The sequence below is a fragment of the Bradyrhizobium sp. ORS 111 genome, assembly GCF_045571485.1.
Taxonomy (GTDB): Bacteria; Pseudomonadota; Alphaproteobacteria; order Rhizobiales; family Xanthobacteraceae; genus Bradyrhizobium.
The window spans coordinates 6026601-6052281 of sequence record NZ_CP120701.1; the positions used below are offsets into that span (position 1 = coordinate 6026601).

Annotated in this window: 20 protein-coding genes; 1 reads left to right on the forward strand and 19 read right to left on the reverse strand. The window is 59.8% G+C overall.

Annotated features, from left to right (window positions below):
* Positions 1 to 146: 146 nt before the first annotated feature.
* The 3 genes from P6U30_RS27735 to P6U30_RS27745 all read right to left on the reverse strand — a co-directional run bounded on the left by P6U30_RS27735 (position 147) and on the right by P6U30_RS27745 (position 4197).
* Complete coding sequence (locus tag P6U30_RS27735) at positions 147 to 806, reverse strand: J domain-containing protein (protein WP_407166031.1); 660 nt, start codon at positions 804 to 806, stop codon at positions 147 to 149.
* Between the two features lie 5 nt (positions 807 to 811).
* Positions 812 to 3346, reverse strand: a complete 2535-nt coding sequence (locus P6U30_RS27740; RefSeq protein WP_407166032.1) for a GumC family protein — start codon at positions 3344 to 3346, stop codon at positions 812 to 814.
* Positions 3347 to 3432: 86 nt separating this feature from the next.
* Positions 3433 to 4197, reverse strand: a complete 765-nt coding sequence (locus P6U30_RS27745) for a polysaccharide biosynthesis/export family protein (RefSeq protein ID WP_407166033.1) — start codon at positions 4195 to 4197, stop codon at positions 3433 to 3435.
* Between the two features lie 5 nt (positions 4198 to 4202).
* On the opposite strand from P6U30_RS27745, the gene P6U30_RS27750 reads away from it, so the two are divergent.
* Positions 4203 to 4979, forward strand: coding sequence for a YdcF family protein (locus tag P6U30_RS27750; RefSeq protein WP_407166034.1), 777 nt, complete (start codon positions 4203 to 4205; stop codon positions 4977 to 4979).
* Between the two features lie 75 nt (positions 4980 to 5054).
* Here P6U30_RS27750 and gmd read toward each other — a convergent pair whose 3' ends face one another.
* The 16 genes from gmd to P6U30_RS27830 form a co-directional block, all read right to left on the reverse strand.
* Entirely contained in the window at positions 5055 to 6128 is a 1074-nt protein-coding gene (gene gmd / locus P6U30_RS27755) for a GDP-mannose 4,6-dehydratase (RefSeq protein WP_407166035.1), read from the reverse strand.
* A gap of 256 nt (positions 6129 to 6384) precedes the next feature.
* Positions 6385 to 8148 carry a carbamoyltransferase gene (locus tag P6U30_RS27760; protein WP_407166036.1) on the reverse strand — a complete coding sequence of 588 codons (1764 nt, stop codon included), beginning with the start codon at positions 8146 to 8148 and terminating at the stop codon, positions 6385 to 6387.
* Between the two features lie 110 nt (positions 8149 to 8258).
* Positions 8259 to 9059: a glycosyltransferase family 2 protein gene (locus tag P6U30_RS27765; RefSeq protein WP_407166037.1), complete on the reverse strand. Its 801-nt coding sequence runs from the start codon at positions 9057 to 9059 to the stop codon at positions 8259 to 8261.
* A 57-nt stretch (positions 9060 to 9116) separates the two neighbouring features.
* Complete coding sequence (locus P6U30_RS27770; RefSeq protein ID WP_407166038.1) at positions 9117 to 10331, reverse strand: glycosyltransferase; 1215 nt, start codon at positions 10329 to 10331, stop codon at positions 9117 to 9119.
* Complete coding sequence (locus P6U30_RS27775) at positions 10328 to 11695, reverse strand: hypothetical protein (RefSeq protein WP_407166039.1); 1368 nt, start codon at positions 11693 to 11695, stop codon at positions 10328 to 10330. Before P6U30_RS27775 ends, P6U30_RS27770 begins: the two co-directional genes overlap by 4 nt.
* Positions 11695 to 12852, reverse strand: coding sequence for a glycosyltransferase family 4 protein (locus P6U30_RS27780; RefSeq protein WP_407166040.1), 1158 nt, complete (start codon positions 12850 to 12852; stop codon positions 11695 to 11697). The genes P6U30_RS27775 and P6U30_RS27780 overlap by 1 nt, the downstream gene beginning before the upstream one ends.
* Positions 12853 to 13938 (reverse strand): glycosyltransferase, encoded by a 1086-nt coding sequence (locus tag P6U30_RS27785; protein WP_407166041.1) that lies wholly within the window; start codon positions 13936 to 13938, stop codon positions 12853 to 12855.
* Positions 13935 to 15233, reverse strand: a complete 1299-nt coding sequence (locus P6U30_RS27790) for a glycosyltransferase family 4 protein (RefSeq protein ID WP_407166042.1) — start codon at positions 15231 to 15233, stop codon at positions 13935 to 13937. The genes P6U30_RS27785 and P6U30_RS27790 overlap by 4 nt, the downstream gene beginning before the upstream one ends.
* Positions 15234 to 15399: 166 nt before the next feature.
* Positions 15400 to 16587 carry a glycosyltransferase gene (locus tag P6U30_RS27795; protein ID WP_407166043.1) on the reverse strand — a complete coding sequence of 396 codons (1188 nt, stop codon included), beginning with the start codon at positions 16585 to 16587 and terminating at the stop codon, positions 15400 to 15402.
* On the reverse strand, positions 16574 to 17917 hold the full coding sequence (locus tag P6U30_RS27800) for a glycosyltransferase (protein WP_407166044.1): 1344 nt from the start codon (positions 17915 to 17917) through the stop codon (positions 16574 to 16576). Before P6U30_RS27800 ends, P6U30_RS27795 begins: the two co-directional genes overlap by 14 nt.
* Positions 17918 to 17972: 55 nt before the next feature.
* Positions 17973 to 18962: a glycosyltransferase family 2 protein gene (locus P6U30_RS27805; RefSeq protein ID WP_407166045.1), complete on the reverse strand. Its 990-nt coding sequence runs from the start codon at positions 18960 to 18962 to the stop codon at positions 17973 to 17975.
* 17 nt (positions 18963 to 18979) lie between these two features.
* Positions 18980 to 21160: an NAD-dependent epimerase/dehydratase family protein gene (locus P6U30_RS27810; RefSeq protein ID WP_407166046.1), complete on the reverse strand. Its 2181-nt coding sequence runs from the start codon at positions 21158 to 21160 to the stop codon at positions 18980 to 18982.
* 148 nt (positions 21161 to 21308) lie between these two features.
* A complete protein-coding gene (locus P6U30_RS27815) occupies positions 21309 to 22268 on the reverse strand; it encodes a glycosyltransferase family 2 protein (RefSeq protein WP_407166047.1) in 960 nt (319 codons plus the stop codon).
* A gap of 81 nt (positions 22269 to 22349) precedes the next feature.
* Entirely contained in the window at positions 22350 to 23294 is a 945-nt protein-coding gene (locus P6U30_RS27820) for a class I SAM-dependent methyltransferase (protein WP_407166048.1), read from the reverse strand.
* Positions 23295 to 23321: 27 nt separating this feature from the next.
* Positions 23322 to 24440 carry a glycosyltransferase family 4 protein gene (locus tag P6U30_RS27825; RefSeq protein WP_407166049.1) on the reverse strand — a complete coding sequence of 373 codons (1119 nt, stop codon included), beginning with the start codon at positions 24438 to 24440 and terminating at the stop codon, positions 23322 to 23324.
* Positions 24441 to 24541: 101 nt separating this feature from the next.
* Complete coding sequence (locus P6U30_RS27830; protein ID WP_407166050.1) at positions 24542 to 25666, reverse strand: DegT/DnrJ/EryC1/StrS family aminotransferase; 1125 nt, start codon at positions 25664 to 25666, stop codon at positions 24542 to 24544.
* Between the last annotated feature and the right edge of the window lie 15 nt (positions 25667 to 25681).

The window sequence follows — 25681 nt, forward strand, 5'->3', positions numbered from 1 at the left end:
GGCAATTGCCTGTACCGGCGCCGTTCGCGGGCACGCCTTCTCACAGTTGAAGCCACGTCCTGATCCCTGAGGCCGACGTGGCAGCAACAGTCGACCAGTCTAAACCATGCTCGGATACGCAGATAGAGTCTCGGCCTGCTCTCGACCTAGTCATGGCCGATGCGGAAAAAGCGGACCATTGGCGGCACAATGATCTTGTCGGACAGGAGTACGATGGTTATTCCGGCCGTGAATACCAGGAGCGCTATCAGAACCTGGCTCCGCCGAATCCGATCGCCGCTTTTGCCGGATATGGCCACTCGCCGTAAGCGGGACTTTAACCATCGACGTTGTTGCCGCCGTCTGCAAGCGAACGGCGCAACGGACTTCGCAGACAGCGAACGATCATAACGGGCGCGGCGCTCCGGGTCCTTGAGCTCATGCCAGGCGTCGAGGACCCGTTGGGAAAAAGCGGAATCCCACGCGGCCCTATCGCGATCCGGATGGAGCCATTTCATCAACCAACGCACATGCTCCGCGAGGGTCTCCCTTGACGCGGTTGCCGAAACGCCAAGCGTTCGATAGTGATCGCCGTTGGCCAGCAGCAGGTTCTGCTGCAGGAACAGTTCCGCGGCCGCCTTGACCGCCTCAGCATCCTCACCAGTCAGGCGAGTTGCGTCAGAGAGGGGTTTGTGGGAGCCTGCCGCGATACGAATGAGGGGCAGTACACCGCCCGGCAAGGGCCGATCGCGGATAACTCTCGCCAGCCTTGGCGAGCGCGCCAGATGGAGGGCCAGATGGAGCGCCTGCTGGTCCGTAGAAGTCATTCCTTCTACTCGACGTGCGTCAACTGCTCCGTCTTGCCGATCCCATTCACGTAGGGGTCCATTGCTCCGTAGCCATAACCGTAGAAATACGCAGCCTTGTCCGAATTCAGCTTGTTGAGAACTGCGCCGACCATTTGAGCCTGCGCGAACTTCAGGCGCTTCACGGCTGCCTTGGCGGCCTTACGGCGTGTGCGGCCAGCCTCGATGAGGAGCAGCGTTCCAGCCGCAACACTGCCAAGGATGGGAGCGTCCGCCAGCCCCGCCACCGGCGGGCCATCGACGATAACCAAATCGAATTTCTCACTAGCGATCGTCAAAAGGGATAGCATCTTCGGCCCCGCGAGCAATTCTGCCGGATTCGGCGGTAGCGGGCCGCTGGGCAGAAGGGTCAAATTTTGAAAGTTGGTCGCCCGGAACACCTCCGGCGGCTTGGTGCTCCCCGCCAGACAATTAGAAAGGCCTGCGGACGCTTCGCAGCCGATGAGGGTATTCAGCGAAGGTTTGCGCAGATCGCAGTCAATCAGCAAAACCCGCATGCCAAGCGCAGCGAAGTTTCTGGCCAAGAGATAGGCGGTTGTCGATTTCCCTTCCGACGCGCTCGCGCTGGTGACCAACAACGTCTTCGGGATTCCGCTGGCCGTCGAGAATTGCAGAGCTGTTCGCAGCGAGCGATATGCTTCCGCAATAGCCGATCTCGGTGCATCCATGAGGTTCTTGGGATCGCCCAAGTCATCGGAACGCGGGACAATGCCCAGCAATGGCAGCCCCAGGTTCTCTTCGACATCCTCTACCGACCGGAAGCTATCATCGAGCTGTTCGCGTCCGAACGCCGCAAAGCCGCCGCATAAGAGTCCAAGCAGCAAAGCCCTGAGAAGATTCGCCCTCAGGTTTGGCGAATAGGGAGCTCCTGGGACCTCGGCAACATCCACGACCGATATATTGTTGGTGCCAACCCCACCTGCTACGCCAATTTCTTTGTAACGCTGCAGCAATCCATCATAAAGCGTGCGATTGGTATCGACTTCCCGCTTGAGAATATTGTACTGAATATCTCGATTGCGAAGGTCAACAAAGTCGCTCTTGAGGTCCGCGACCTTGCGCATCGAGACTTTCTCTTGCTTAACAGCGGCCTCATACTGACTTTTGAGGGAGTCCTTGGTTAAGTTGACCTCAGTCTTAACCTGCCGATCGAGTTCGTTGATACGGGCCTTTAATTGCACCATCGCGGGGAAGGCCGGCTTGAATGATTTTAGTTTCTGCTGGTACTCGGCTTGCAGTTCGGCACGCTTGCTCCGAATCTCCTGGATCGACTTGTTGTCCAGGATCTGCGGCAAGGCCAGCCCGTCACTCGTCTCAGCCTGGCGCCAAAGGAGCTCGCTGCGCACACGGTCCCCAGTAGCTTTGGTCAACGCATCGTTGGCCGCGGCAAGATTGCCAGCCACAAGGCCTTGTGTACCAGCGCTCTTGGCACTGGTGCTTAAGTCGACGATATCCTGCTTGTCCGCGTAGGCCACCAGCTCTTTCTCTGAATCCTCCAGTTTGACCTTCAACTCCTGAATTCTCTCTTCCAGGAAAGTCTTGGCGTAGGACGTCGCCTGAAGTCGCCGCTCGAGGTTCTCCGCAATGAAGCTGTCCTGCACAGCGTTGACGACCCTTGCCGCGACAGCAGCGCTTGGACTGTCGAAACTGATCTGAACGACGCTGGAGCTGCGCACGGGCTGAATGATCAGATTAGCTTGCACGGTCGCGGCTGCGGCAGCTTGGCGCTCCGACATGGTTGAGTTTTCCTCGGCCGGCTCGCCCCCGAAAATCAGCGCACGAAGCTTCACCCAAGGCGACGGCGCATGGGCTGAGAGGAACGCCTTATCATCGCTGAGGTCGATGCTCCGCGCCACCCGTTCGGCAAGTGATCGACTCTTCAGCAATTCATACTGAGTCTGATAAAACTCGACGTCATTCGCCGCGTTTCCTTGTTGGACGTCCTGCGCATTCACGACCCTGGGGACATCTCGATCAATCTTCAGACTTGCCGACGCTCGATAGATGGGCGTGGTCAGCAACGTCCAGACCAGTCCAGCAGTCAGGAAAATACCCGCCACACTGAGGATGAGCCAGCGATGTTTAAAGAGCAGCCAAAGATACTCGTGAATATCAAAGCTGCCTTCCTGGCCCGGGCGTTCGGCATAGGCCGTATCGGGCGAAAAATAGGCGGGCAGCGTCTCGCCCGATGGTGCGGGGTAGTGGCCACGAGCGTGTCGCACAACCGGCAGGCGCGCCGCTTCATGATGGGGCGGAGGCTCGCTGCCATTCTGATCGCCGATTGGCGCCCCGGCTGTTCGGTCCGGATTGGCTCGACCTGCTATATCGGAGCTTAGCCGGTCAAGCTCCCATTCATCCTGGCCCGCTTCCCCATCCAGGTTGGCGGACTCGTCCTCCTCCCGGCTCTCCGACGAATCGTTCCGCTGGACTTTGGGTCGAGCGGATGCGGTGCCGGCGGCGAGAGACCCGTGCGAGCGCGTCGGCGGATGTGCGTCAGTCATTGTCTAGATTTGCTCTGATTTCGCTTTAAGGTCGAGGGACGTTCATTCAGGAGATCGGCTACTGCGCGAACGCAATTTTGAACGCATCACAAAAGTGGCACGAATGTCGCGACCCCGGTAGCAACTGGCAGCGCACTTCGCAGCCCCGCCCACGCTGCTTTCAGTCCGGACTGGTCCACCACGACGATGTCTCCACCCTGTAGCACCGGGTCGGTTGCCTGCCCCTTCTGGATGGTGGTCAGATCGAACGAGGCCACGTTCTTCTTGCCATTCACTCTTCTGAACACGAGCACGCCGTGCTCCTCGGCGGTTTCGTCAAATCCTCTGGCCTGTGCAATCGTCTGCGAGAGCGTCATCTCGCCAACGAGAGGAAAAATACCTGGCTGCCGCACGGCTCCCTCTACCGTCACGCGCTGGCTCGGCGAGTGCTTGATCGCAACATCGACCTGCGGGGACTGAAGGTATTTGGCGCCAAGCCTTTTTTCCAATTCCACCTTCAGCTCCGCCGTCGTCTTTCCAGCCGCCGGGACCGATCCGATTAGAGGGAAGGCTATTTGTCCGCTCCCGTTGACCTGAACCGACTTGCTGAGATCGGGCACCTCAAACACCGAAATCTCCAGGACATCGAGCGCGCCGATTCGGTAGTCCGGCAGATCCTGTCCTGCATCGGCTACTCCCGGCGGGAGCTTATCCACCGTTATCGGGGTTGCGCCATTAGACATTGCGATTGTCTCAGGCGAGGTAGTGCCAGTCGTCGTGCAGCCGCCCACCAAGGCGGGCGCCAACAAGCTCCAAAACAGCAATGGATGCCGTTTGGTCGATCGTGGGGCGATAAACAGAAAGGGTTTCACTGGCGGTGTTCCTTTATATCGAGAAGCTTCTGCCGACTTTCGTCTTCCCGCTTGGACTGGCGCTTGCCGTCTCTCTAGTCGCATTGGCGCTATTGATCGCTTGTCGCCCTGTTGCCGCGCGGATGTTCTTGACGATTGCGGTTGTCGGTCTCTGGGTCTCATCCATGCCCGGGATCGCCGACCTCATCACCACTCCTCTCGAAGACCAGAATTCACCCCGCCCTATCGCAACTGCGCAGCCAGCGGACGCGATCATCGTCCTCGGCGGGGGAATAGCGAAGCCCCGGGCGCGACTGAGCGAGCCAGAATTCGGCCCCGCCGCCGCCCGCCTCTTCGCGGCTTACAGCCTGTGGCGGGCAGGCAAAGGAAAACTAATCCTGATCAGCGGCGGTAACCTGCCTTGGGAACAATTGCCGCGACCCGAGGCTGAGCTGGCAGCTGAAGTGTTGCAACAGCTGGGCGTCCCGCGCGCGGCCCTTCTGATCGAGGGCGAAAGCCGCAACACCCATGAGAATGCGCGCAACACCGCGGTGATCTGGCGCGAGAAGGGTATCCAGTCAGGACTGCTCGTCACGTCGGCGATGCACATGCCGCGCGCACTCGCGACATTCCGCGCAGCAGGGCTCGACGTCGAGCCTTGGCCAACAGACTTTCGTGCGCAACAGCCAACCGCGAAGAGTATTTTCGACTTCATCCCAGACGCCGGAGCTCTCGCCGCAACAACCGCCGCGGCCAAGGAGTGGCTAGGGCTGGTCGTCTACCGCTGGCGCGGATGGGCGTAGATGCCTGTGCGGAAGAAACAACCCTCCAAGACTTAAAGTCGCGCTTTACGACGGCACTGATAGATCGATATGGCGTTAGCCATAGCGGTCACGGCGATGCCGCTCGTCGAGCACAACCTCCAGATCGCTTCTAACCATCTCGGTGATCAGGTCCCTGAAGCTCGTGGTGTGCGACCATCCGAGCGTCGCACGAGCCTTGCTGGGGTCACCGAGAAGAAGGTCTACTTCAGCCGGCCGGAAATAGCGGGGGTCGATACTTACCAGCGTCTTTCCGGAGCGGACATCGACTCCAATTTCGTCGCGGCCCTTGCCCCGCCATTCGATCGTTCGGCCAACAACACCGAACGCGATCTCGATCAGTTCGCGGACGGTGTGGGTCTCCCCCGTGGCAAGAACGAAATCGTCCGGCTCAGGATGCTGCAGGATCCGCCACATGCCATCGACGTAGTCGCGCGCGTGCCCCCAGTCACGCTTTGCGTCCAGGTTACCGATATAGATGCGATCCTGGAAACCGTGGTGGATCGCGGCCACGGCTCGCGTGACCTTCCGGCTGACGAACGTCTCCCCGCGGAGCGGACTCTCGTGATTGAAGAGAATACCGTTCGCGGCGAACATTCCGTACGCCTCACGGTAATTCACGGTGATCCAGAAGGCGTAAAGCTTGGCGGCGCCATAGGGGCTACGGGGGTAGAACGGCGTCGCCTCGTTTTGTGGCACGGCTTGCGCTTTCCCATACATTTCGGAGGTCGAGGCCTGGTAGAAGCGAGTATGTTCAATCAAACCGAGAATGCGAATCGCCTCCAGGAGGCGAAGTGTACCGAGCGCGTCTGCGTTGGCGGTGTATTCTGGGTTATCGAAGCTCACCTGAACATGGCTCTGAGCGCCGAGATTGTAGATCTCGTGTGGAGCGGTTTCCTGGACTATCCGGATCAACGTGGTCGAGTCCGTCAAGTCTCCGTAGTGCAGAAAGAAGCGAGCATCCGGCTCGTGCGGATCCTGATAAAGGCGATCAATACGAGCCGTATTGAAGGACGATGCGCGGCGTTTGACGCCATGCACGATATAGCCCTTCCGCAACAAGTATTCGGCAAGATAGGCTCCGTCTTGTCCGGCGATTCCAGTAATCAGGCATCTCCTTCGCTCGGTCATCTAAGAATGTCCCAATCGAAACGTTATAGGTTGTTGCGCCACGAATAAGTCCTCTAGAAGATGTTGACGGTTTGGCTCGAGTGACTGAGCTGACTAATACGAGGAACACCGGATTGGCTCCGTCACCCGTTTGAGGAAGGCGGATGTTCTACACGGGCCGGTTCCCGCCGAGCATCGAGAGATGAGCACTGCCAAGTCGCCAAAGGCGATGCCGTTAAATCTCGAGAAACTCGGCGCCGCTTCCCGGTGAACGTCTCTATCGTTGGATATAAGTTGTTCCGAGAACGAGGACGTCCATTTTAGTCCTGAGGAAGCAATCGAGTGCTTCATCCGGGCGGCACACAATAGGTTCATTCTCGTTGAAAGACGTATTGAGTACGATGGGTATTCCACTGATGTCGCGAAACGCTTCGATAAGCGCGTAGTAGCGCGGGTTGGCCTCGCGGGAGACCGTTTGCAGTCGGCCGGAGCCGTCGACGTGAGTGACCGCGGGGATCAGCAACCGCTTTTCTTTTCGGACTTGGAACACCTGCATCATGAAGGGGACTGCATCGTCGTCTTCGAACCACTCCGAAACCGCGTCGGCCAGGATGGATGGCGCGAACGGTCGAAAGGATTCGCGACGCTTTATCTTCGCATTCAGGATCGTCTTCATATCCGCGCGCCGTGGGTCACAGATAATCGAGCGATTGCCCAGCGCCCGCGGTCCCCATTCCATACGCCCCTGAAACCAACCAATAACCTTGCCTTCAGCGACAACCTTTGCAACGCGCGAGCACAACTCTTTTTCATCATGAATGTTTTCGACGGCGCAGCCAGCTGCGTCGATCTCCCCCCGACGTTCGTCGAGCAGACGGGCGATTTCTGGCGCCGAGTATTGAGGCCCCAGATATGCATGATTCATGACGAAGTCGCGGCCGCCGCCCAGCCTGTGCCATTGCACAAACGCCGCGCCGATCGCGCCGCCGGCGTCACCGGCTGCAGCCTGGACATAGACCCGGCGAAACGGCGTGAACTGCCGAATCTTGCCGTTGGCCACGGAATTCATGGCGCACCCGCCAGCAAGCGCAAGATTGGATATCCGGTATCTGGCGTGCAGCATGTTGAGAAGATGGAAAAAGGCCTCTTCGTACATGGCTTGCACCGAACTTGCGATGTCGGAATGCCGATCGACGAGCGGTTCATCGCACCTGCGACGCGGTCCCAGCAACGTCTCGAGTTTTGGCGAAAACATTTCGCCGGGAATAGGCGGACCATCAGTCCATTGCAACGTCACCTCGTCCCGGTGATGGCGAAAGAAGCTCAAATCGAGTGTGTAGGTTCCATCCTTTTTCGTGCGAACGATCTGCCGCATGGTATCCAGATAGCGAGGTTTGCCGTAGGGTGCCAAGCCCATGACCTTGTATTCGTCGCCATAATGGGGAAACCCGAGATGTTGCGTGATTGCCTGATAGAAGACGCCGAGTGAATGGGGAAAGTATACGCGCCCATCAATTGAAAGCGTTGTATTCCGCCCGCTCCCCCATGCCGCACTCGCGAAGTCTCCGAAGCCGTCAACGGAGACTGCCACCCCCTCTTCGAAGGGGGACATGTGAAATGCGGAAGAAAGGTGCGCCTCATGGTGCTCAACATAAACCACCTCTCCGCGAAACGATCCGGCGAGGGACATTCGCCGCAGAAGCATTTCGACGCCAGCGCGGGATCGTCGATTTCGCAGTTTGGATAATACCAGACTGACAGAAGGCCGGCGTGCAAGAAGATAAACGATTTTTCGGATCAGATTGTCACGGCTATTCTGATTGACGGCAACATAATCGATCTCGGACAGCGACACCTTGGCTTCGCCGAGACAATAACGGATGGCTTCGGAAGGAAATCCGGCCCAATGCTTGATGCGCCGGAAGCGCTCTTCCTCGGCCGCAGCGACAACGTGGCCGTCACGAACTAAGCACGCTGAAGAATCGGCGTGATGCGCATTGATACCGAGGATGATGGTCGACGGCTTTGGTATGGTCTTCATCGCAGATGTCCGGCGTAATCAGGATAGAGGAATGTGGAGCGGAGGCGATCGTGGAAGTTAGAGCGGAAAAACCCACGCTCATCGGGGGTCCTTGCCTCGGGAGCGATTATTCAACGCCAGGGCGGCAACCCAGCGCGCGAAGGATCGTCTGCTCGTAAGCGATGATCATTGACTTCAAGCGCGAGCATCGTTTCCGCGAACAGACGTTGCAGCGCATAAAACCAACCGCACCAGCCATCCAGCAAACAACCTTTGAAAAGGAGCGTATAGAGGAAGACCAGGATTGGTGCAGGCCAACCGATAAGCCGGATCCGATCCAATCCGCCCAGATTGTTGCTACCGCTACGTAACAAATGCTGTGCCTCATCGCGAGCATACCGCTGTTGCGAGGCGAACCAGCGCGCCAACGGTTTCCGATCATCATGGTAGATGGCACCTCTCAGGGGCCGAACCTCCCCTTCGATGGCGAGGCGCTGGGTATGCCCGTCCATCTTGTATCGCGCCCGATCTGTTCTGAAGAGGACCGTGCGTCGGGGATAGAGCGATCCTCGAAGTGCTTTGCCGTTGATGCGGTAGATAAACGGCGCGGCAAAGCCCGCTATGACCTCGGCCGGCGCTAGTGACGTTAATTCCTCGGTCAAGGCATCGCTGATCTCGTAATCGGCATCCAGCGAAAGCGCCCACTCGCTCGTGATTTGCTCAAGACCGAAATTCCACTGAACTGCAAAATTCTCGAATGCATGGTGCAGCACCTCAACCTGAGGATATTGTTTCAGGAGCTCCAAGGTGCCGTCGGTGCTGCCGCTGTCTATGACGACGATGCGCCTTGCCCAAGCCAGCTTCGCGAGCGCGCGAGCGATGTTCGGGGCTTCGTTAAAGGTGATGATCAAGGGCGTGATCTGTTCGAGCATCACGTCAATTGCCGGACTATTGCCTGCGGGGAGCAAGCGCTTTAAGTGAGACAAGCCTCAGTCCACTCTGACGTTGGAAGGCCGTTCGCCAACAGAAGAAACCCATCGATAGACCTCGGACATATCGCGCGCCACCCGTTCCCACGAGAAGTCACGCACCATCCAGGCGCGACCTCTCATTCCCATCGTCTGTAACGCTTCGCGTGGCTTCGCCATTGCCTTGGCCAAGGCCTCCGCGAGTGCGTCAGCGCCCTGCTCTACCCACCAGCCGCAGCCTTCGACTTCCAATCCGCGCCAGGGAGCGCCCTTGCTTACGATCGCCGGAATGCCGGCCGCCAGCGCTTCAGCAACCGTGAGCCCGAAATTTTCATTAAGGCTCGGCATGACGAAGAGATCGGCTTCCGAAAAAGCGTTCTGCTTGGCCTCGTCGTACAGCGGTCCCTCGATCGAGACGCGCCTGACGTCCAGCAGCGCCGCCAGAGCTGCGAGTTCCGCGTCGTGCCCGTTTTCACTAGGTCCGACGATCCTTAGACGCCACTCGGGATGCATGGGCTCGACTTTTGCCCACGCCGCCAAGAGACGGTTGAGACCTTTTTTCGGGTGTATGCGGCCAAGCGACAGGACTACGCGCTCGGCGGTAGGGCGCATCGAGACCGGCTCGGGAACATCGATGCCGTTCGGGATTATCGCAATCGGATTGCCCAGGCCGAACGCCCGGATTTCCGCATACTCGGTCTCGCTGGTCGCATGCAGACAAGCCGCCCGGCGTACCGTCCAATCCTGCAGGACATGCCAGAAGACTCGCTTCTTGATCTGCGAAAATGCGAGCGCCGCCGGCGCCAGCATGCCACGCGGCGACAGGACGAACGGCTTGTTCGCGCGCGCCGCCAGCCGTCCCGCCTGGACGTTCGGCATCAGCCAAAGTCCATGATTATGGACAATATCAGCCGTGCCGATCGCTTGTCGCAATGCACCCGCTAGACCGCGCGACAAGCGCATTGCGCCCAGCAGAGGCACCCCCCGATGATCCTGTGGAAACCGCAGATCGCGATATCCCCGACTTCCAGGGTTGCACGGTCTCTCGCCGCTCGCACTAACCGACAGTAATGCCAGGTCGACACCACACGCCGCGAGCGCTTCACATAGCCGTGGCACGCTGTAGGCTGGGCCACCATAGTTGCGGGCAAGGCCCGCGATGACATGGACGACGGCGCGACCGCTGCTCCTTTGGTCATTCACGGCTCGCGCAAAGGAAAGCTCTGCGATGTTCATGGCGATCTGAGCCGCGGCGCACCTTTCGCTGCACCGAAAGGGGCCGCTAACCGTGCGGCTGCATGCGAGGCGGGCGTGAGGTGGAACACACGGAATTGGAGAAGCACACGGGCGGCGACAAGTGCTCCGACCACACCCACCATGATCTCCAAAAAATTACCTCCCGGCTGCAGCAAGGTAATCCCGGGCATTCCATTCAGCAGCAGGCGACGACCATCGCCCCTCGCCAATGCCCTCATAATCCGGTGGTCGAGTTGCATCAGCAGGAAGCCAAAGCCGGCGAGACCGATCAGGACGCCCGCCGTGCCGAAATTGACGTAGAACTCAAATAGCGGGCCGGTCCCAACGCTGGTTCCTTCGGCAAACTCGATGCCGGTATAGTCGGTGACCGCGGTGCCGCCGCCACCGACCTCCGGCTTGTACGGCCAGAGCGCGCGCGGAATAAGCGCCCAATATGGAATCGTGCCGCCATAGGCGAATTCGTATCGGCCCGCTTGGTGGTACTGGATCGCCGCACCAACGAGGTAGTTCTGATTGAGGCGGGCATCGATCGCGGCGACGTGCTCCGGCGAGGACAGATCAAGCAGCTGAAAATCGGTGACAAGGTGCGATGCTTGCTGAAATCGATCGAGAACACTCGACTGCCTGTACCACATGACTTCGCGCAGCGCGTCGCGCCCGCCCATGTAGGTTACGAACAGCGACAAGGCCAGAAAGATGACGATCGGCGTGGCAAGGTAAATCCATAGTCGCCGTCGGCTGACGACGTATAGAAATGCCAGAACCGACAGCACCCAGGATACGCCGAAACTCAAGAATCCGTTGCTTATCAACGTTGTTGCCGGCAACAGCGGCAGAAGCGCTAGCGTCCGCGAGGCGCGGCGATTATCGTTGGCAATAGCAGAGCTGTAGAGACGCAGCCAAAACCCGATGACCAGCAGCGAGGTAAAGGTGGAGACGACCGCGGTTGATGAAGGGAGGTACGTAGATATCGGGATCACGACCAGATACGCCACGGCGCCGATCAATATCGACCGCCATCCCAGTTGTTCGAGGCTTTCGGCGAGCCCACCCCGGGCCGAATGCAGCCAGCTCCGCATACCGGGAGCGATAAGCCGAGCCGCAATCGCGCCACAGACGAACGCTCCCGCTCCTTCCACAGTCAGTTCGAACCCGAGTTGGGTCGTCTCTCGGTCCGACAGGAGGTCTACTGATCCAAGAAATGGCAATACGCCCGGGACATGAATCAGCGACAGCCCGAGAAAGTAAGAGAGCGTCAGCGCACCGCCGCGGCCTGGTGGACCTACTGCGATCGCGACCAGGGCAACCAAAAGAAACAGCCAAACGATCAGCAATTCGGCCATTACCGGGCGCCCAAGGCCAGACGCGTCAGCTCGTTGCTATACCGCAAACCGTAAGCGCGCCAGCTCAGCGTCTTTCGGTCATCTTCGCTGGGTAGCGGTGGCATCTCGCCAAGCCGCAGTCGATCCCGCCAAGCGGCTATGGCATTGGCGAGAGCGCTCACATCGCCAGCCGGCACTACAACAATGCGAGCCGCCAGCGACTTAGCATGAGCGAGATCGGCTCCACCCGTTCGGTCCGTGCAGATTATGGGCAAACCGCTCGCCAGTGCCTGCGACAATACCATGCCGAAACCATCCTGGCGTGACGCCAGAACAAAAATGTCGGCTCCCGCGTAGAAGTGTCTTACTGCTGGCTGGTTCACGGCATCGACATGAACGAATTGATCTGAGTTGTCCGGAAAGCTCACGTCGCCGATCGTACCAACGTGCGTTAGGCGCACCCCGGGGACTTGGACGATAGCCTTCACCAGCAGGTCGCACCCTTTCTGAAGCGACCATGTGCCTACATAAAGCACCGAAACCGGATCACCGGGTGACTTCCGCGTCCGTAGCGGAAACATATCCAAGTCTACCCCATAGGGATTGAGAAACAGCTTTGAATGGGCTGCTTTATCCGCTCTGAAGCTTTCCGCAACTTGGCCGGAGGGGACTGCGATCCGATCCGCCAACCGATAGCCTGCAAGCTCTCGCTGAACGGCGTGGCGGCTCGGCTGCTCGGCGCCAGGAAGCGCGGCGAGAATCTCAGCCTGCGAAAGGATATGGCGGCTGCCGCGTTCAAGCCATATGCGTGCGCCGTAGCGCTGCTTCGCAAAGCGGGCAGCCTCCAGATAGATGCCCGACATACAGATAAAGATGTCGCATGGCTGCAGCCGCAAGATCGTCGCGTAGTTCAGCAGCTTATAAAGCGATGCCTCGCGCAGTGGCGGAAGCAGCCGGGGCATGCGCAGTTGCCACACAACTGCGGGAAGCGCGAAGGGCAGAAGAGAAACATGACACTCGTCCGGAAGTCCGAACGCGCGCGCGCGGCCGCGCGGGACGTATGAATAGAAATGGACGAGATGGCCAAGCGCATGCAATTCTCGCGCAAGATCGAGAACGTGAAATCGGCCCGCCGTCGCGATCGCGATTCTAAGCCGCTTCATTGCGGGTTCTTTCATTCAGGGCGCCGTTTCCCAGCCGCGACCTGCAGCCGCGAGCATGGTGAGCAACCGATCGCGATAGGTATGCCCGCCGTCGTGAATGAGCTTGCACACGGCTGCTGACATCCGCCGGCGCTCCGCGGCGTCATCCAGAAGGGACCACGCGCACCAGGCGGCATCGGCCGGGGTGCGGAAATAGCGAACTGCCTCACCGTCAGCGCCGAACAACTCGCGGTGTTCGGCGGTATCCTCGACAAGCATGCAGCCGCCTATTGCCGCGATCTCGAAGCTGCGCATGACGTGGCCGTCGCGGTTAGCGCGCCGTACGAGGCAGAGATTGACCCTAGCCGCCGCAGTCAGCGCACACACGACCTCCGGCGGTTGGTGGCCGAGCGCATATGCCCGCATTGCAGCACAGCGCTCCCAATAACCACCCACCAGCGCAACGCCTGGGCAGAGCGCCGCAAACTCGCTCATGAAGGCGATGCGGTCGCGGTCGGCACCGCCGACAAACAGCACGTCGACGGAGTGAGCGCTGGTTTCCGTTGCCGGCGGCCTGAATAGCTCATCGTCATAGGCAAACGGCAGGTACCGTACGTCACGACAGCCGATGCGTCGCAAGCACTCAATATTCGATGTCCGTGTCGTAAAGACGAGGTCGTATTCCGGCAACGCGCGCAGATACCAATTCGAGCGCATCGCCGAGTTCCAGGGATCGTCGGTCGAGTAGTTGATGCAGAGTGTGCCCGCGGTCCTTAAGCGGCGAACCACCGGCGCGGTCAACGGCGCCGCGCCGGTGGCGATCAGAACCGGGGGGCGTGTATCCCTACACTGCTTTATCGTCTCGGCGCCAAACCGGTTCAGCCGCGGCGGCCTGCGGTCCGCGAGCCGCCATAGAGCGGCTCGCAAGAAGCGATTGCCACGCATCGCTTCCCGCATGTCGAGGGCCACAGCCGGAATTTTAAGTTTCGCCGCTGCACGGATCAGGCTTGCGCCAATATGGGTTCCATCGAACGCTCCAACGATCGCCAGGCTTGTTCCCGCAACAGCATGAGTCGACACCGGCGATAACCGATTCAGAGTAGGCACATGATGAGCAGTCATGTGGCCCATGCAGCCGGCGCCGCGATACGCGTCAGCGCTTGTCGCAACCCAACTTCGCACTCTGCGTAACTCCATCGTGAGATCAGGCGTTTGCTCGCTCGTCCCATGAGCCGGCGCATTTCAGCGTTAGCGATCAGCGGCATCAGTGCATCGGCCAGTCCAGTAATGTCGCCGGCAGCAAAAGTACGCCCATTAACACCATTGCGGACCAGATCTCGCGCGCAGCCGATCTCAGATGAGGCGACGATTGGCATACCTGCGCACATCGCTTCGTTGACCGCCAATCCCCAAGGCTCGTTCTCGGAGGGCAGAACGAAGATGTCGCTGGCCGCGTAGTAGCGCGGCAGAGCCGCTTGGTTCACGAACCCCGCAAAATGGATGTTGTCGAGGGACAACGTCTGGGCCAAGAAGCGTAATTCCGTTTCCATCTCGCCTGAGCCGATCATCAGGAGATGAAAATCGGCCTTCTCGTCCCTTAATCGGGACGCTGCGCGAAGCAGGTCATCGGGACGCTTTCTGTGCTGAAACTTCGCGGCGAAAAGAACCACCGGACGATCGTCAGTAACGCCAAACCCTGCGCGCAGTTCTGCGCGCTCCACAGTCGACAAATGTGAGGCAGCGATGAAACGATCATTATCGACCGTATAGGGCATCGTGAAGATGCAGCGCTCGGGCACGCCCATAGCGCGATAAAAGTCATGGTTAGCCGAGCCGATCGCCAAAACCCCATCGAACCAGCGATAACAGGCCCCGATCACGGGTCTGCGCAGCATGTTTTTGACCCTGGAGCGACGCAACCCTAAATGGGTTTCACTGCGCATGAAAACCGGAATGCGTGCAGCTCTTGCGGCCGCCGCCGCTATCAGCGTGGCGACGGGGGTGTGGCCGTGGACGATCACGGCGCTGAAACCTCCGCTGCGCACCTCGCGCCACAACTCGGGCACAACCATCGACAAGAAGCCAGTCGGCGCGCCACGCCGGTCAGCGCCGGGGACAAACCTGACATTATAACCCGTAAGCAGATCGATATCCCATTTGACGGTGTGCGCGAACCCATCATCGACAGCTCCTCGGATCGAGTAGTCTGACAGATAAATGGCCGAAACCGTAAAATCCTCTGACTGATTCAGATAGGCATAGAGGGGCGCGAAATACTGGATTGGGTGAGTATTGATGAACGCGACTCTAAGTTTCTTTCTCGCTCCTGTTGGATGTTTAAATTCCAGCGCATCGAATGAGCCGTCTCGGTGGCGTCGGATTCTCGAAAAGGGTGGTTGGTCGGGCGGGCCGCTCATTTCGCAATCCACCGGATTCGATCTCGAATAGGGAATAGTAAGGCTAAGGCAGAAGAACAATGCAAGGCGGCCCTGGCCGACATCTGATTATTCTGGCTAGCTCGGAAAATCGCCACAGTCGAACCTATCGCCACAGTCGAACCTGATGCGACAAACTGCTTGCTGGTCAAAGGTTCTGGCTCGCTCGGCCGGATAAAGCTGCGAGCAGCGAGGAAAATTCGGTATCATAATTCCATGCCTGCTCGATCATCGAGCGCCCGCGCATCCCCATCGCCTGCCGCTCGACAGGATGATCAATAAACCATTGAAGTGCCGATCCGATCGATTGCGGATCTGTGGGATCGCAGCCGAGGCCATATCCGCGCGTGATGAACATCGCTCGCCAGTCCGGAAGGTCCGAGACGAGCAGTGCCAAGCCCGCCGCCATGTAATCGTAAGGCTTGTTGGAAGCGCCGGTCATGTGGCGCAGGTTAAGGTCGCTGTGGTCATGGGGCACAAGGGCAAGACCGATCTGCGCTTGCGCGGCGGCAGCGAGGATATCCGACCGAGTGGGAAGCTCGCCAGCGTAGTCAATGACCGGCTCGATGCCGCGCACGCGTCCCTGCTCGATCAGATGCCGCACATAGCCCGGCGCACCAGGAGCTTCATAGCCGACCAGGCGTAGCCGGGCGCGTCCAGCCAGCTGCCGCACGGAATCGATGACGGCCTTCGGCAGTCGATCCGGGGTAATGCTGCCGTGATAGTAGAGAAGAAGTGGCGTGTCTGGAGGCGCCGGTGTAATCGACGGCAATTCGCTCCGACGCGGCACGTTCCACACGACCCGCAGCTGATCATCGGCACAGCCGAGGTCGTTCTGGGCGATGCGCGCCCGTGCCTCGTTCGGGAAAACCACAAGCGCTGCTCGCCGTGCCGCAGCGGCGCGGAGTCGCGCCACCCAGGGAGGAAGCGTACCCGGCGCCGGGCTGTCATGTTCGTGATACACGAGCCGCGCGTTGGCGAGCCTTGCTGCGAGCAGTCCCGGTCCCGCACCAAGGACATCGGATGCGTAGACGACATCGGGTTGCAGCTGGAGCGCGAGACATGCCGCCTTGGCAGCGTAGGCGGCATACGACCGCTTGTTCATGACATGGGACGGTCGCGGCGAGATTGCATACGCGGAGATCCGCCGATGACGCGGTAATGTCAATGTGCTCCCGGCGATCGGCGCTGACAGAAAGACGACCTCCCATCCTGCCTCGGCCAAAAGGCTCGCTGCGTGGATCAACGGCGGATAAGCGGCTGGCTCGGTAGCCTGGACGAACAACGCCCGAGGCGCCGCACGACCATTCCATCGCAGCAGATCAGCCTTCTGCATGGCCCAGCAATTGACGATAGAGCCGTGACATCTCTTGCGCCACGTCGTCCATGCTGCGCGGCGGCCGGATGCCGCCGCGTAGCGATGCGACGCGTTGGGGCGCTTCGGCAAGCGCTGCTATTGTGCCGGCCCAGGCAGCGGGGTCCTCCGGCGACACCAGGATGCCGTCGCGCCCCTCGCTCACAAGCTCGGCGATGCCGCCGCGCCGGGCGCCCAGGACAGGTGTGCCGGCGTCGAAGGCCTCGAGCACGACAAGCGGGCCGGTTTCGAGCCAGCGTGAAGGCACCCCAACGAGATCACAGCGTCGCATGCTTTCGCCGACCGCATCAGGCGGCAGCGCGGGTCGGAAGGCGATGCGTGAGTCATGCGCCGCAAGTTGCTGTAAGCGGCGAAAGTAGGCCTCCGATCCAGGCTGGCGTATCCCGTAGATGTCGAGCCGCGCGGGCGCGTGCGGGATAAGCCGCAGTGCGTCGATCAGAATGTCGAGGCCCTTCGTGGAATCGACGCGACCAAAGAAACCGAGGTGAAGCGGTCGCGGGCCCTGGCTACGCCTCCGATCGGGTTCTACCGGCACCGGCAAGTGACTGGGCCGAGACAGTCCTTGCCGGCACAAGACGAGCTTTTCGTCGGGCGCACCATTGAGCCGCAGCGCCTCCTGCACCCAGACACAGACCGCCACGATCAGATCGGCCTTGCGCATCAGTTCTGTGAAACGGTGATGGAGAGCGCCGATCAGGGAAGGCATCCGCAGCACGGTAAATATGTTTCCGGCAAACCCGGCTCGGCCAAGTTGGCAGCCGATTGCAGGCGGCATATGCGCGATCATGTCCCGAACCAGCGGTCCGACGCCGTGTCTTTGCAACACGCAAGCGGTGCACCGGCGCCGTTCCAGTCTGCCGTCGCATGGTGATCGCCCCAGCCGGATCATCGTGCCACGGGCGCAGCTGACCGTCGGGCTGTGATAGGTGAACACGACCTTGGCGCCAGCCTCATGCGAGATATCCACCAGCTGCTCGGACACGCCCGCCGTGTGCGCATGCAGGTGCACGATCTTTGGCTTGAGGCGCGCGATCAGATCTCGAAATGACTCGGCGACGCGATGATCGGGGCGGCCATAAGCGTGCTCGAGCTGAGGGAGGGACTCGCCAGCAAGCCGATAAACCCGGATCCCGTCGTGGTCGTAAGCAAAGTCGCGTTCCGCTGGCGCTGCGACGGCGCTCTCCATGCCCTCATGCCGAAGCGCCGCGGCCAGACCTGCTACATAGATCTCAGTACCGCCGGCAGCATCTGGGAAATAGGTGTAGGGCACGTGGAGGACGTCGATCGGCACCGCCGCATCCAGGCCCGGTTCCGTTGGCTGTGTGAAGCTCGACACCCGAAATCCGCTAGCTCGTTCGACGCTCTTGCAGGCTCAGTCGCGATCGATCGAGCCTTCGCAAGGTGCGCCGCTGTCTCGTCCACAACTCGGCCAGCCGCACCGCCTTGGGCTGCCCCGCAACTGCTGACATCAGCTCCAATATTCGATTGCGCCGGGAGATAGGCAAATCCGCCGCACGTAAAGCGATGAGCGCGCGCCGGAACGCCGGATCGCCCGCGCGGAAAAGGCCATGCGCCACTCCATTGTAGATGTCGCAAAGCGCCATGCGCTGCTTGGACGTGAGCGGCGCGCGGGCCCGCCAGAGCACCTCGATCTGTTGGCCGTTCAACAGGCAGTCGCGCCAGAACCGCGCCGGATCGCGTCGGGACAGGCTCTCTGGCATCACGCGATAGCGTGCGCCCACATGGGGGGAATGGACAAAGCGCGCCCCCTGATGGGCGGCGTCGAAGAGGAAGCGGGCATCCTGGATCACCGGAAGATCGTTCCGGAGGCCGCCAATCTTCTCGACCAGCTCGCGGCGATACATCAGCGCTGCGGTGGTCGCCCAGAAACTCGTGGCGCAAGCGATCTCGGCATCGGCGGCGAGGGCATCCATATCCGCCGTCCTCATCTTGGTATCGGTTTCGGTTCCCTCCCGGACGACGAACTCTTGCCAGTCGCAGACGACGACGTCGGCCGCGACCGAAGCGAGCGCATCGAATCGCTTTTGCAATGTTCCCGCCGTCAAAAGATCGTCCGCGTCCAGGAAGACTATCCAGTCGCCGGCCGTCTCACGGATCCCGCGATTGCGCGCCGCTGAAACGCCGTGATTGGGACCAGTCAGCACGCGGATATCGGATTGGTATCGGCGGGCGATCGCGAGCGACGCATCTGTGGATCCATCGTCGACGGCAATGATCTCGCAATCCACCCCGGTTTGCGCAATGGCGCTCCGTATCGATTCCTCCAGGACCGGCCCCGGGTTGAAGAAAGGAATGATGATAGAGACTCGCCTCATGGCTGCCTCGGCCGCGATCAGTGATCGGAGTCCCGATAGACGTCCGCGTCGCGGAGCCATGCCAGCGTCTTTTCGCGAGCTGCTTCGAGCGGGACTCTCGGTCGCCAGCCGAGGACGGTCTCGGCGCGTTTCGCCGCAAAGCGCACGCGGCTGCAATTATAAACGTCGCTCAGCCACGACGGAGGGCACCCTTCCCCTCCTCCCGTCAAGCTCGCATTGGCGGATGGGGCCTGCGCAGTGGTGCGATTAAAGCGCACGTCCAGTCCGCTTGACTCGGCGATGCCATGGAGCGCCTTCACGAGCCTGCTGCGTTTCAACACCCGTCTGACTTCGGGGCTTTTGACCATTGCGCGAACCGCATCCACGGCCGAAAAGGCGGGGCCGTGATCCTGGATGGCGTCGAGTTCGGCCTTCGTATACGCGGGTATCTTGCGCTGAAGCGGAGCGAGGAAGGGTTCGAGGAATTCGCGCCAGGAAATGACGCCGTCATTGACGATGAAACGCTTGCCAGCGCAGGATGGATTTTCGGCGCCGAGAATAATCGCGTCGACGAGATTTTCGACAAAGATATAGTTGCACAGTCCCGTGCCTCCGTTGATCCAGCAGAACTGGCCCTGTCGGGCGAGCTCGACGGGTAACGAAGTGTAGGCGGCTCCACCCGGCCCAAACACGCAGGTCGGATTGAGCACGATGATCCTAGTTTTTCCCGACGTCTCGGCGCGCTTCAAACACCAGCGCTCCATTCTGGCTTTGCTGAGCCCGTATTCGCCGCCATAGGGCCGATACGGACAGTCTTCATCGACTGTCTCCAAGTTCGCTGGAAACCCAAAGACATACATCGTGCTCAAGACGACGACGGCCTCGACGCCGCGAGCGATCGCGGCATTCACCACATTCTCGGTTCCGCGAATGGTCACGTCAGAGGCATTGCGGCCATCGCGACCATAAGCGAGATGAAATACGACCCGCGCTCCTGCCACCGCTGCCTCGACCTCTTCCTTGCAGAGGAGATTCGGTGCAACGATCTCGACCGGGTATCGTGCGACATTCGCGCAAGAACCCGGCGAGCGGGCGGCTACGCGTATCGCGCCTTGCCGGCTAGAGTGTAGTCGTTCGAGAAGGTGTCCGCCGATGAATCCCGTTGCCCCCGTGATCAGGCAATCTGCCTCGGTCTTCACACCATTGGCACTTTGACCACGCGGCCGCAGCGTGCGCCGCTGGTATGCCCACTCGATGAGACGGGTCGTCGCTTCCGCATCTCTGATGTCGGCGATTTCCGAGGATTGACCACCAATAGCGCGGTCAAGGTCGATCAGCATTTCGCAAAAGCTGCCATGGAAATTCAACGGCCAGTCACTTTTTGAGAACGGCGCTTGCAAGGCAATCCGGCGCGGCTTTCCATGAGGATGCGGCTCGACTAGGACTTCCGCCTCGTCGCTCTTCCTGATGCGGATGGTTGCTTTTTCGCAGTCGATCGCCACTTCGGCCGTTGATCCGCCTAATCGCGACAGATCCATGCAGATCGCAACGTCGCCCGCCCGTAGTTCATACCTGCACGCCGCTTCTACTCCGCCTCGCCAATCGTCTTCATATCTCACCGGCTCCATGGTCTGAACAATGCTCAACAAGAAATCCAGGTAGTGCGATCCCATATCCGCCAGCACTCCGCCGCCGGCTGGCTCAAAGAAGCTGAATGACGTGGGCCGCCAGCGGAACGGACCTCTGTCGATAATCCGAACCTTTCGCGGGCACCCCAGCTCCCCTGTGCGGACAAGCTCTCTTGCGGTCATGAGAGAGGGCAAATAACGCCGGGACATTGCTACCTTCACCAGCCTCTCGCGCTCGACCGCAGCCGATGCGAGGCGACCGCAATCCGCCGCCGACAAGGCAACCGGCTTTTCGCAGAGAACGTGAAAACCACGTTCGAGCGCCCATAACGATGCCTCGACATGGTGTGCGTTCGGCAGGGCGACGATCGCCGCTGTGTCTCTCTGCGAAAACGAATGAAGGTCGACCAAGCTGACATACGGGCGGCATTCGCAGTGAACTTCGGGAAAACTCTGCCGCAAGAGCCGCGTGTTTTCCGCGCTCATGTCGACGACTGTCGTCGAACCGAGCGCTCCCAGACGAGCTAAGGCGGGGGCGTAGTATTCCATAACGACCGCGCCTGCACCGAGGATCACGAAGTTGGATCTCATTGGCTTCCCAGCTGGCAGCATATCATCCCGCTGTTCATTCCGAGCAGCCTGGCAATGTACCGAGGGATCAACCCGAGTCACTGGCTCCCCACTTTCTTGCAGGTCCCGGCGAGCACAGTTCCTCTGTCGACGGCAGTGCCGCCCGCATCTACAACGAGGCGCGTTGCCATTTTTGAATCCCCGCTTTCCGCTCGACGCGGATAAGTCTATCTGGTCGCACTCCAAATAATCTTGGACAAGTCAGAATGAACGCTGCAGCAGCGTGCCGAAATCGCGTCCTTAGCAGGCGTTTCACGAATCCGCGGCCGATACGATATTCATTCTGCAGAATCTGCTGTTCAGCAGCTTTGCGAGCGTCAAATTGAAAGGTCCGCTGATTCGAATACGTCTTCATCTTCGATAAGAGAGCCTCGCAAAGGACGATTTTTCGTGCTTTGCGCAGCGCCGTGCAATGGAATGCGACGTCAAAATTGTAGCTCAATCTCTGATCGAGAGGAGTGGCCCGTTCCAGGAGATAACGGCTGAAGAAAGTCGAGTCTTGAGGAAAATACGGATAGTTAGCAAGGTACCCGATCCAGTTCATTGCCCACCAGTTTTCCGCAAACTGATAGCCGTTTTCGATGTCGTCGAGCGCCCGCACGCCGGAGATCAAATCGACGTTGTCTTCCAGCAGAGCAACTTCGGCGACGACACGCAATGCGAGGGGGAGCAGGCTATCGTCCGAGTTCAACCAGTTGACATAACTCCCGGATACCAAGGCAAGACCCTTGTTGATGGCGTGCGCCTGGCCCTCATCCCTTTCGCTGGTCCAGCGTGTGAGCCATGGTTCATATTTCTTCAGGATTTCTACACTGTGGTCGGTGGAACCACCGTCGATGACAATATACTCAAGGTTCGGATATCCTTGCAGAAGGACCGACCGGATCGTCTCCTCGAGAAAATGGCCGTAGTTGTAGTTGGGTGTTACGATAGAGATCCGCGGCCACGCCGAGCCGTCGGGTCGGGTCTCCGGTAATGGCGAGGTCTCGACGGTCCACGGCCAACCCGTTCTGTTCGGGGGCGGGCAAGGAAGTTCTGCAAGCGTGGGGCACCTCATCGCTTCGACCATTCGCGAGCCACGGGAGCGCCTGGGGCTACCATCTGAAGTCAATCGGCTGGCAACGGGCATTGGCAACAGAATTGCATCCGCTTAAAGCGCTTGCTTCATCGCCTCGTCGAGGTGACGAGCCGTCTGCTGGCCTCGCAACTGGTCCAGTACAATCGACGACGCCTGGACGTGGTCGCGCAACGTAAGGCTTTCACGTTGCTGTGTTCTCGTCATCCCGCCCCAGGCGCGCCTGGCGCAGCGGACAAACCGCGTCAGCGGTAATCCGACGAAAGAGACGGATCGTGCGCGAAGGGTCGTCGCTTCGATCATTGATATCGGGTCGCCACGTGGTGCCAAAACGTGCCAGCTTCCGCCGAGCGAGGAGTAGCTCAGGGACAACCGTCCCGCCAGCACCTGCAGGCTTTTCTGCGTGAAGAAACTAACGTGCTGACCCTCCTCGAGGGCGAAGTACCACCAGTTGCTCGGCTTCGGCCTCTCCTCCGGACAAAGTTCTGTCGTGAAGATAATGCAGCGGCTCCACTCCAGCATCTCGCTGACGCTGCGCCGCGGATCGGGCAGATGCTCAAAGACCTCTATCGCAGTCAACGCGCGGTAAGCTGGAAACGCCTTTTGGTCGGCTACGCAAAACGTCGCAAACAGATTAGCGGCGACAGGCTCGTATAAATGGAAGTGATAGCCCTTGTCCCGCATCAGACGGACAAGCAGCCCGTGTGCGCCACCGAAATCGACGAACAAGTCGGAACGAGTGGTGACTTTTCCGAGCAGCCTTGCGAGGAGCTCTGCGACGTCGAGGTTGCGCGAAACAGAACCGACATCCAGCGATGTTTCGGGAGCCGCGTAAGCTTCTTCCAGCCAATAGACCGGGTCAATGAACACGAACCCGCAGCTGTTACAGCTGAACAGTTGAGACGGATGGCGACCGCGGACGATCACCTCGGCATAGGCATCTGCGCGCTCTCCGCAAATCTTGCAAGCTCCTCTAGCGTCCGCCATTGTCTTCAGTCGTTGCGTCCAAACCTCGGTCACGCCGAGTTTCCGGCAGGACTAGCCGAATCAGCGAGCACCCCAGCAACGGCGGATACGGGCAAACCTGTCCAGGCTCGCGACGATCCCCTTTGCGTAGTCGTCCCAGTGCGCCCGTGTCGCGTGCCGCCGTCCGGCGGCGACCAAGGCATTCCTGACCTCGGCGTCCCGAAGCGAGATGATGGCATCGGCGAGGGCTTGCTCGTCGGTAGGCGGATGCAAGAGCGCTGCGTTTCCCAACTGTTCGGAAGCGCCCGGAATTGCCGAAGCCACGACCGGGCACCCTAGTGCAAAGGCTTCCATCGGAGGCAGTCCTTCCGGCCCACAAAACGTCGGGTAAACTAGACAGAAAGCGTTTTTATAGAGCTGAATCAATTCCGCTTGCTCAACGAAGCCGGTGAACAACGTCTTCTCAGCGAGGCCGAGGCGGCGCGCGTAATCGTCGACGTGTTGCCGGTTCCCCTTGTCCCCGCCCGAAAAGACCACACCGAGGTCCCAGCCGGTTTGTTGCCGAATCAACCGGCAGGCCTCAAGGACGACGACATGATTCTTGTGCGGCCAAAACTGCGCCGGATAAAACAGGTACTCACCTTTGACGCCGAGTCTGCGGACGACGTCCGAATCAGGCGGGACGTCCGCCGCGGCTAGCGCAAGTTCGGGCGCGGGCGATGACAGGACTTCGATGCGGTTGGAGGGAACCTGATAGAAATACTCGATCTGTCGTCGCCCCTCCTCCGTTCCGACGTAGATCACACTGGCGCGGCGCAGCATGCTGGAAGTCCCGTCATCGCGCCTTTCCCACTCCCCGCCGGAACTGATTTCAGGGAACCATGGATTCAGTCGGTACTGCAGATCCCATAGGACAACGCCGTAGGGAATGTCTCCGATGAAGTCGGCATAGGGAGCGAGGCGCACCAGGAACTCGATTCCCTCGCGCAGATACAAGCGTTCGTCCACGCGGTGGGAACCCGACCCGCGCAGGAGCCAACCGGCCAGCTTTCTCGCCCGAGACGGAAGAAGGCTGACGATCCGCTCGTCCAGGTTCATAACGCTCGAGCGTTTAGCGTCGATGTCGATTGCGGGCGCGTCCCGGGCAAGCTCGGCGATGATGTGGTTGCTGCGCTGATGACAGATGACGAATTCGTGCAAGGTTGACCCTTGTTGCCGCAGCAACGCGGCAAGAACCTCCCGGACGAACGTATACCCGCCGCCAGCGGTCGGGGTCGCGTCTTTTGCAATGAGCCCAACCCTCATCCTTCCGCAATCACCTCAACCGCTCTGTTTCGGAGTAACAGCTGTGTCAGCCTACGCGCGATGTAGGTTATCTCGTCGTTGGTTAAAGCGGGAAAACTCGGCAAACTGATGCCACGCCGCGATATCTCTTCCGCGATCGGGAAGTGCTGCTCCCGATAATACATCGGCATTTCATGAGCGCAGGCGAAAACAGGCCGCGTCTCGATGCCAGCGCCGGCCAACGCCTCCATCGTGCAATCGCGATCCACGTCCGCCGGCAACAGGACGCTCATCAGCCATTCGCCGCTGCATGCCTCTGAATGCAGTTGCTGCATGGTCACTCGGCTATCGGCAAGGGCCTGCCGATAACGCTGGGCGACCGCTCTCTTTCGCGTCACGGTCGCCGGCAGACGCTCGATCTGGGCCAACCCCAAGGCAGCGCAGATGTTCGTCATTCGATAATTGAAACCGAGCTCAATGTGCCAATAACGCCGGGTTGGTGACTGGCCATGATTGCAGACGAGACGGAGCCTCTCGGCCAGGCTCGCCTTCCGCGTGACGACCATACCACCTTCGCCGGTCGTCAGCGTCTTGTTTCCATAGAAACTAAAGCAGGCGACATCGCCAAAATTGCCGACATGTTGACCAGCGAAAGTCGATCCTAAGGCCTCGGCGCAGTCCTCGATAACCATCAGGTTATGCTGACGGGCTATCTCGCCGATGGTGTGCATGTCACAAACGGCACCATACAGGTGCACCGCCATGACTGCCTTCGTCTTGGACGTGACCCGACGACGTATGTCAGCGGGATCCAGCTCCCAATCACCATGATTGACTTCTGCAAAGACCGGTATGGCACCGGTTTGCTTGATCGTGTTGACCGAGGCAATGTAAGTTAACGTTGGAACGATGACTTCATCCCCGGGGCCGATCCCGAGGCAGTGCAGCGCGAGGTGCAGCGCGGTGGTGCCGTTGTTTACCGAAACCGCATACGGCACGCCGACATAGTCCGCGAACGCGTTCTCGAAACGCGCCTTGAAATCGCCTCGCGATGATATCCATGCGGTATCGATGCACTCCAGCACATATTGACGCTCTTTGCCGGACAAATCAGGCTGGTATAGAGGTATTAATGGACGCATCGACGCCCAGCCAGA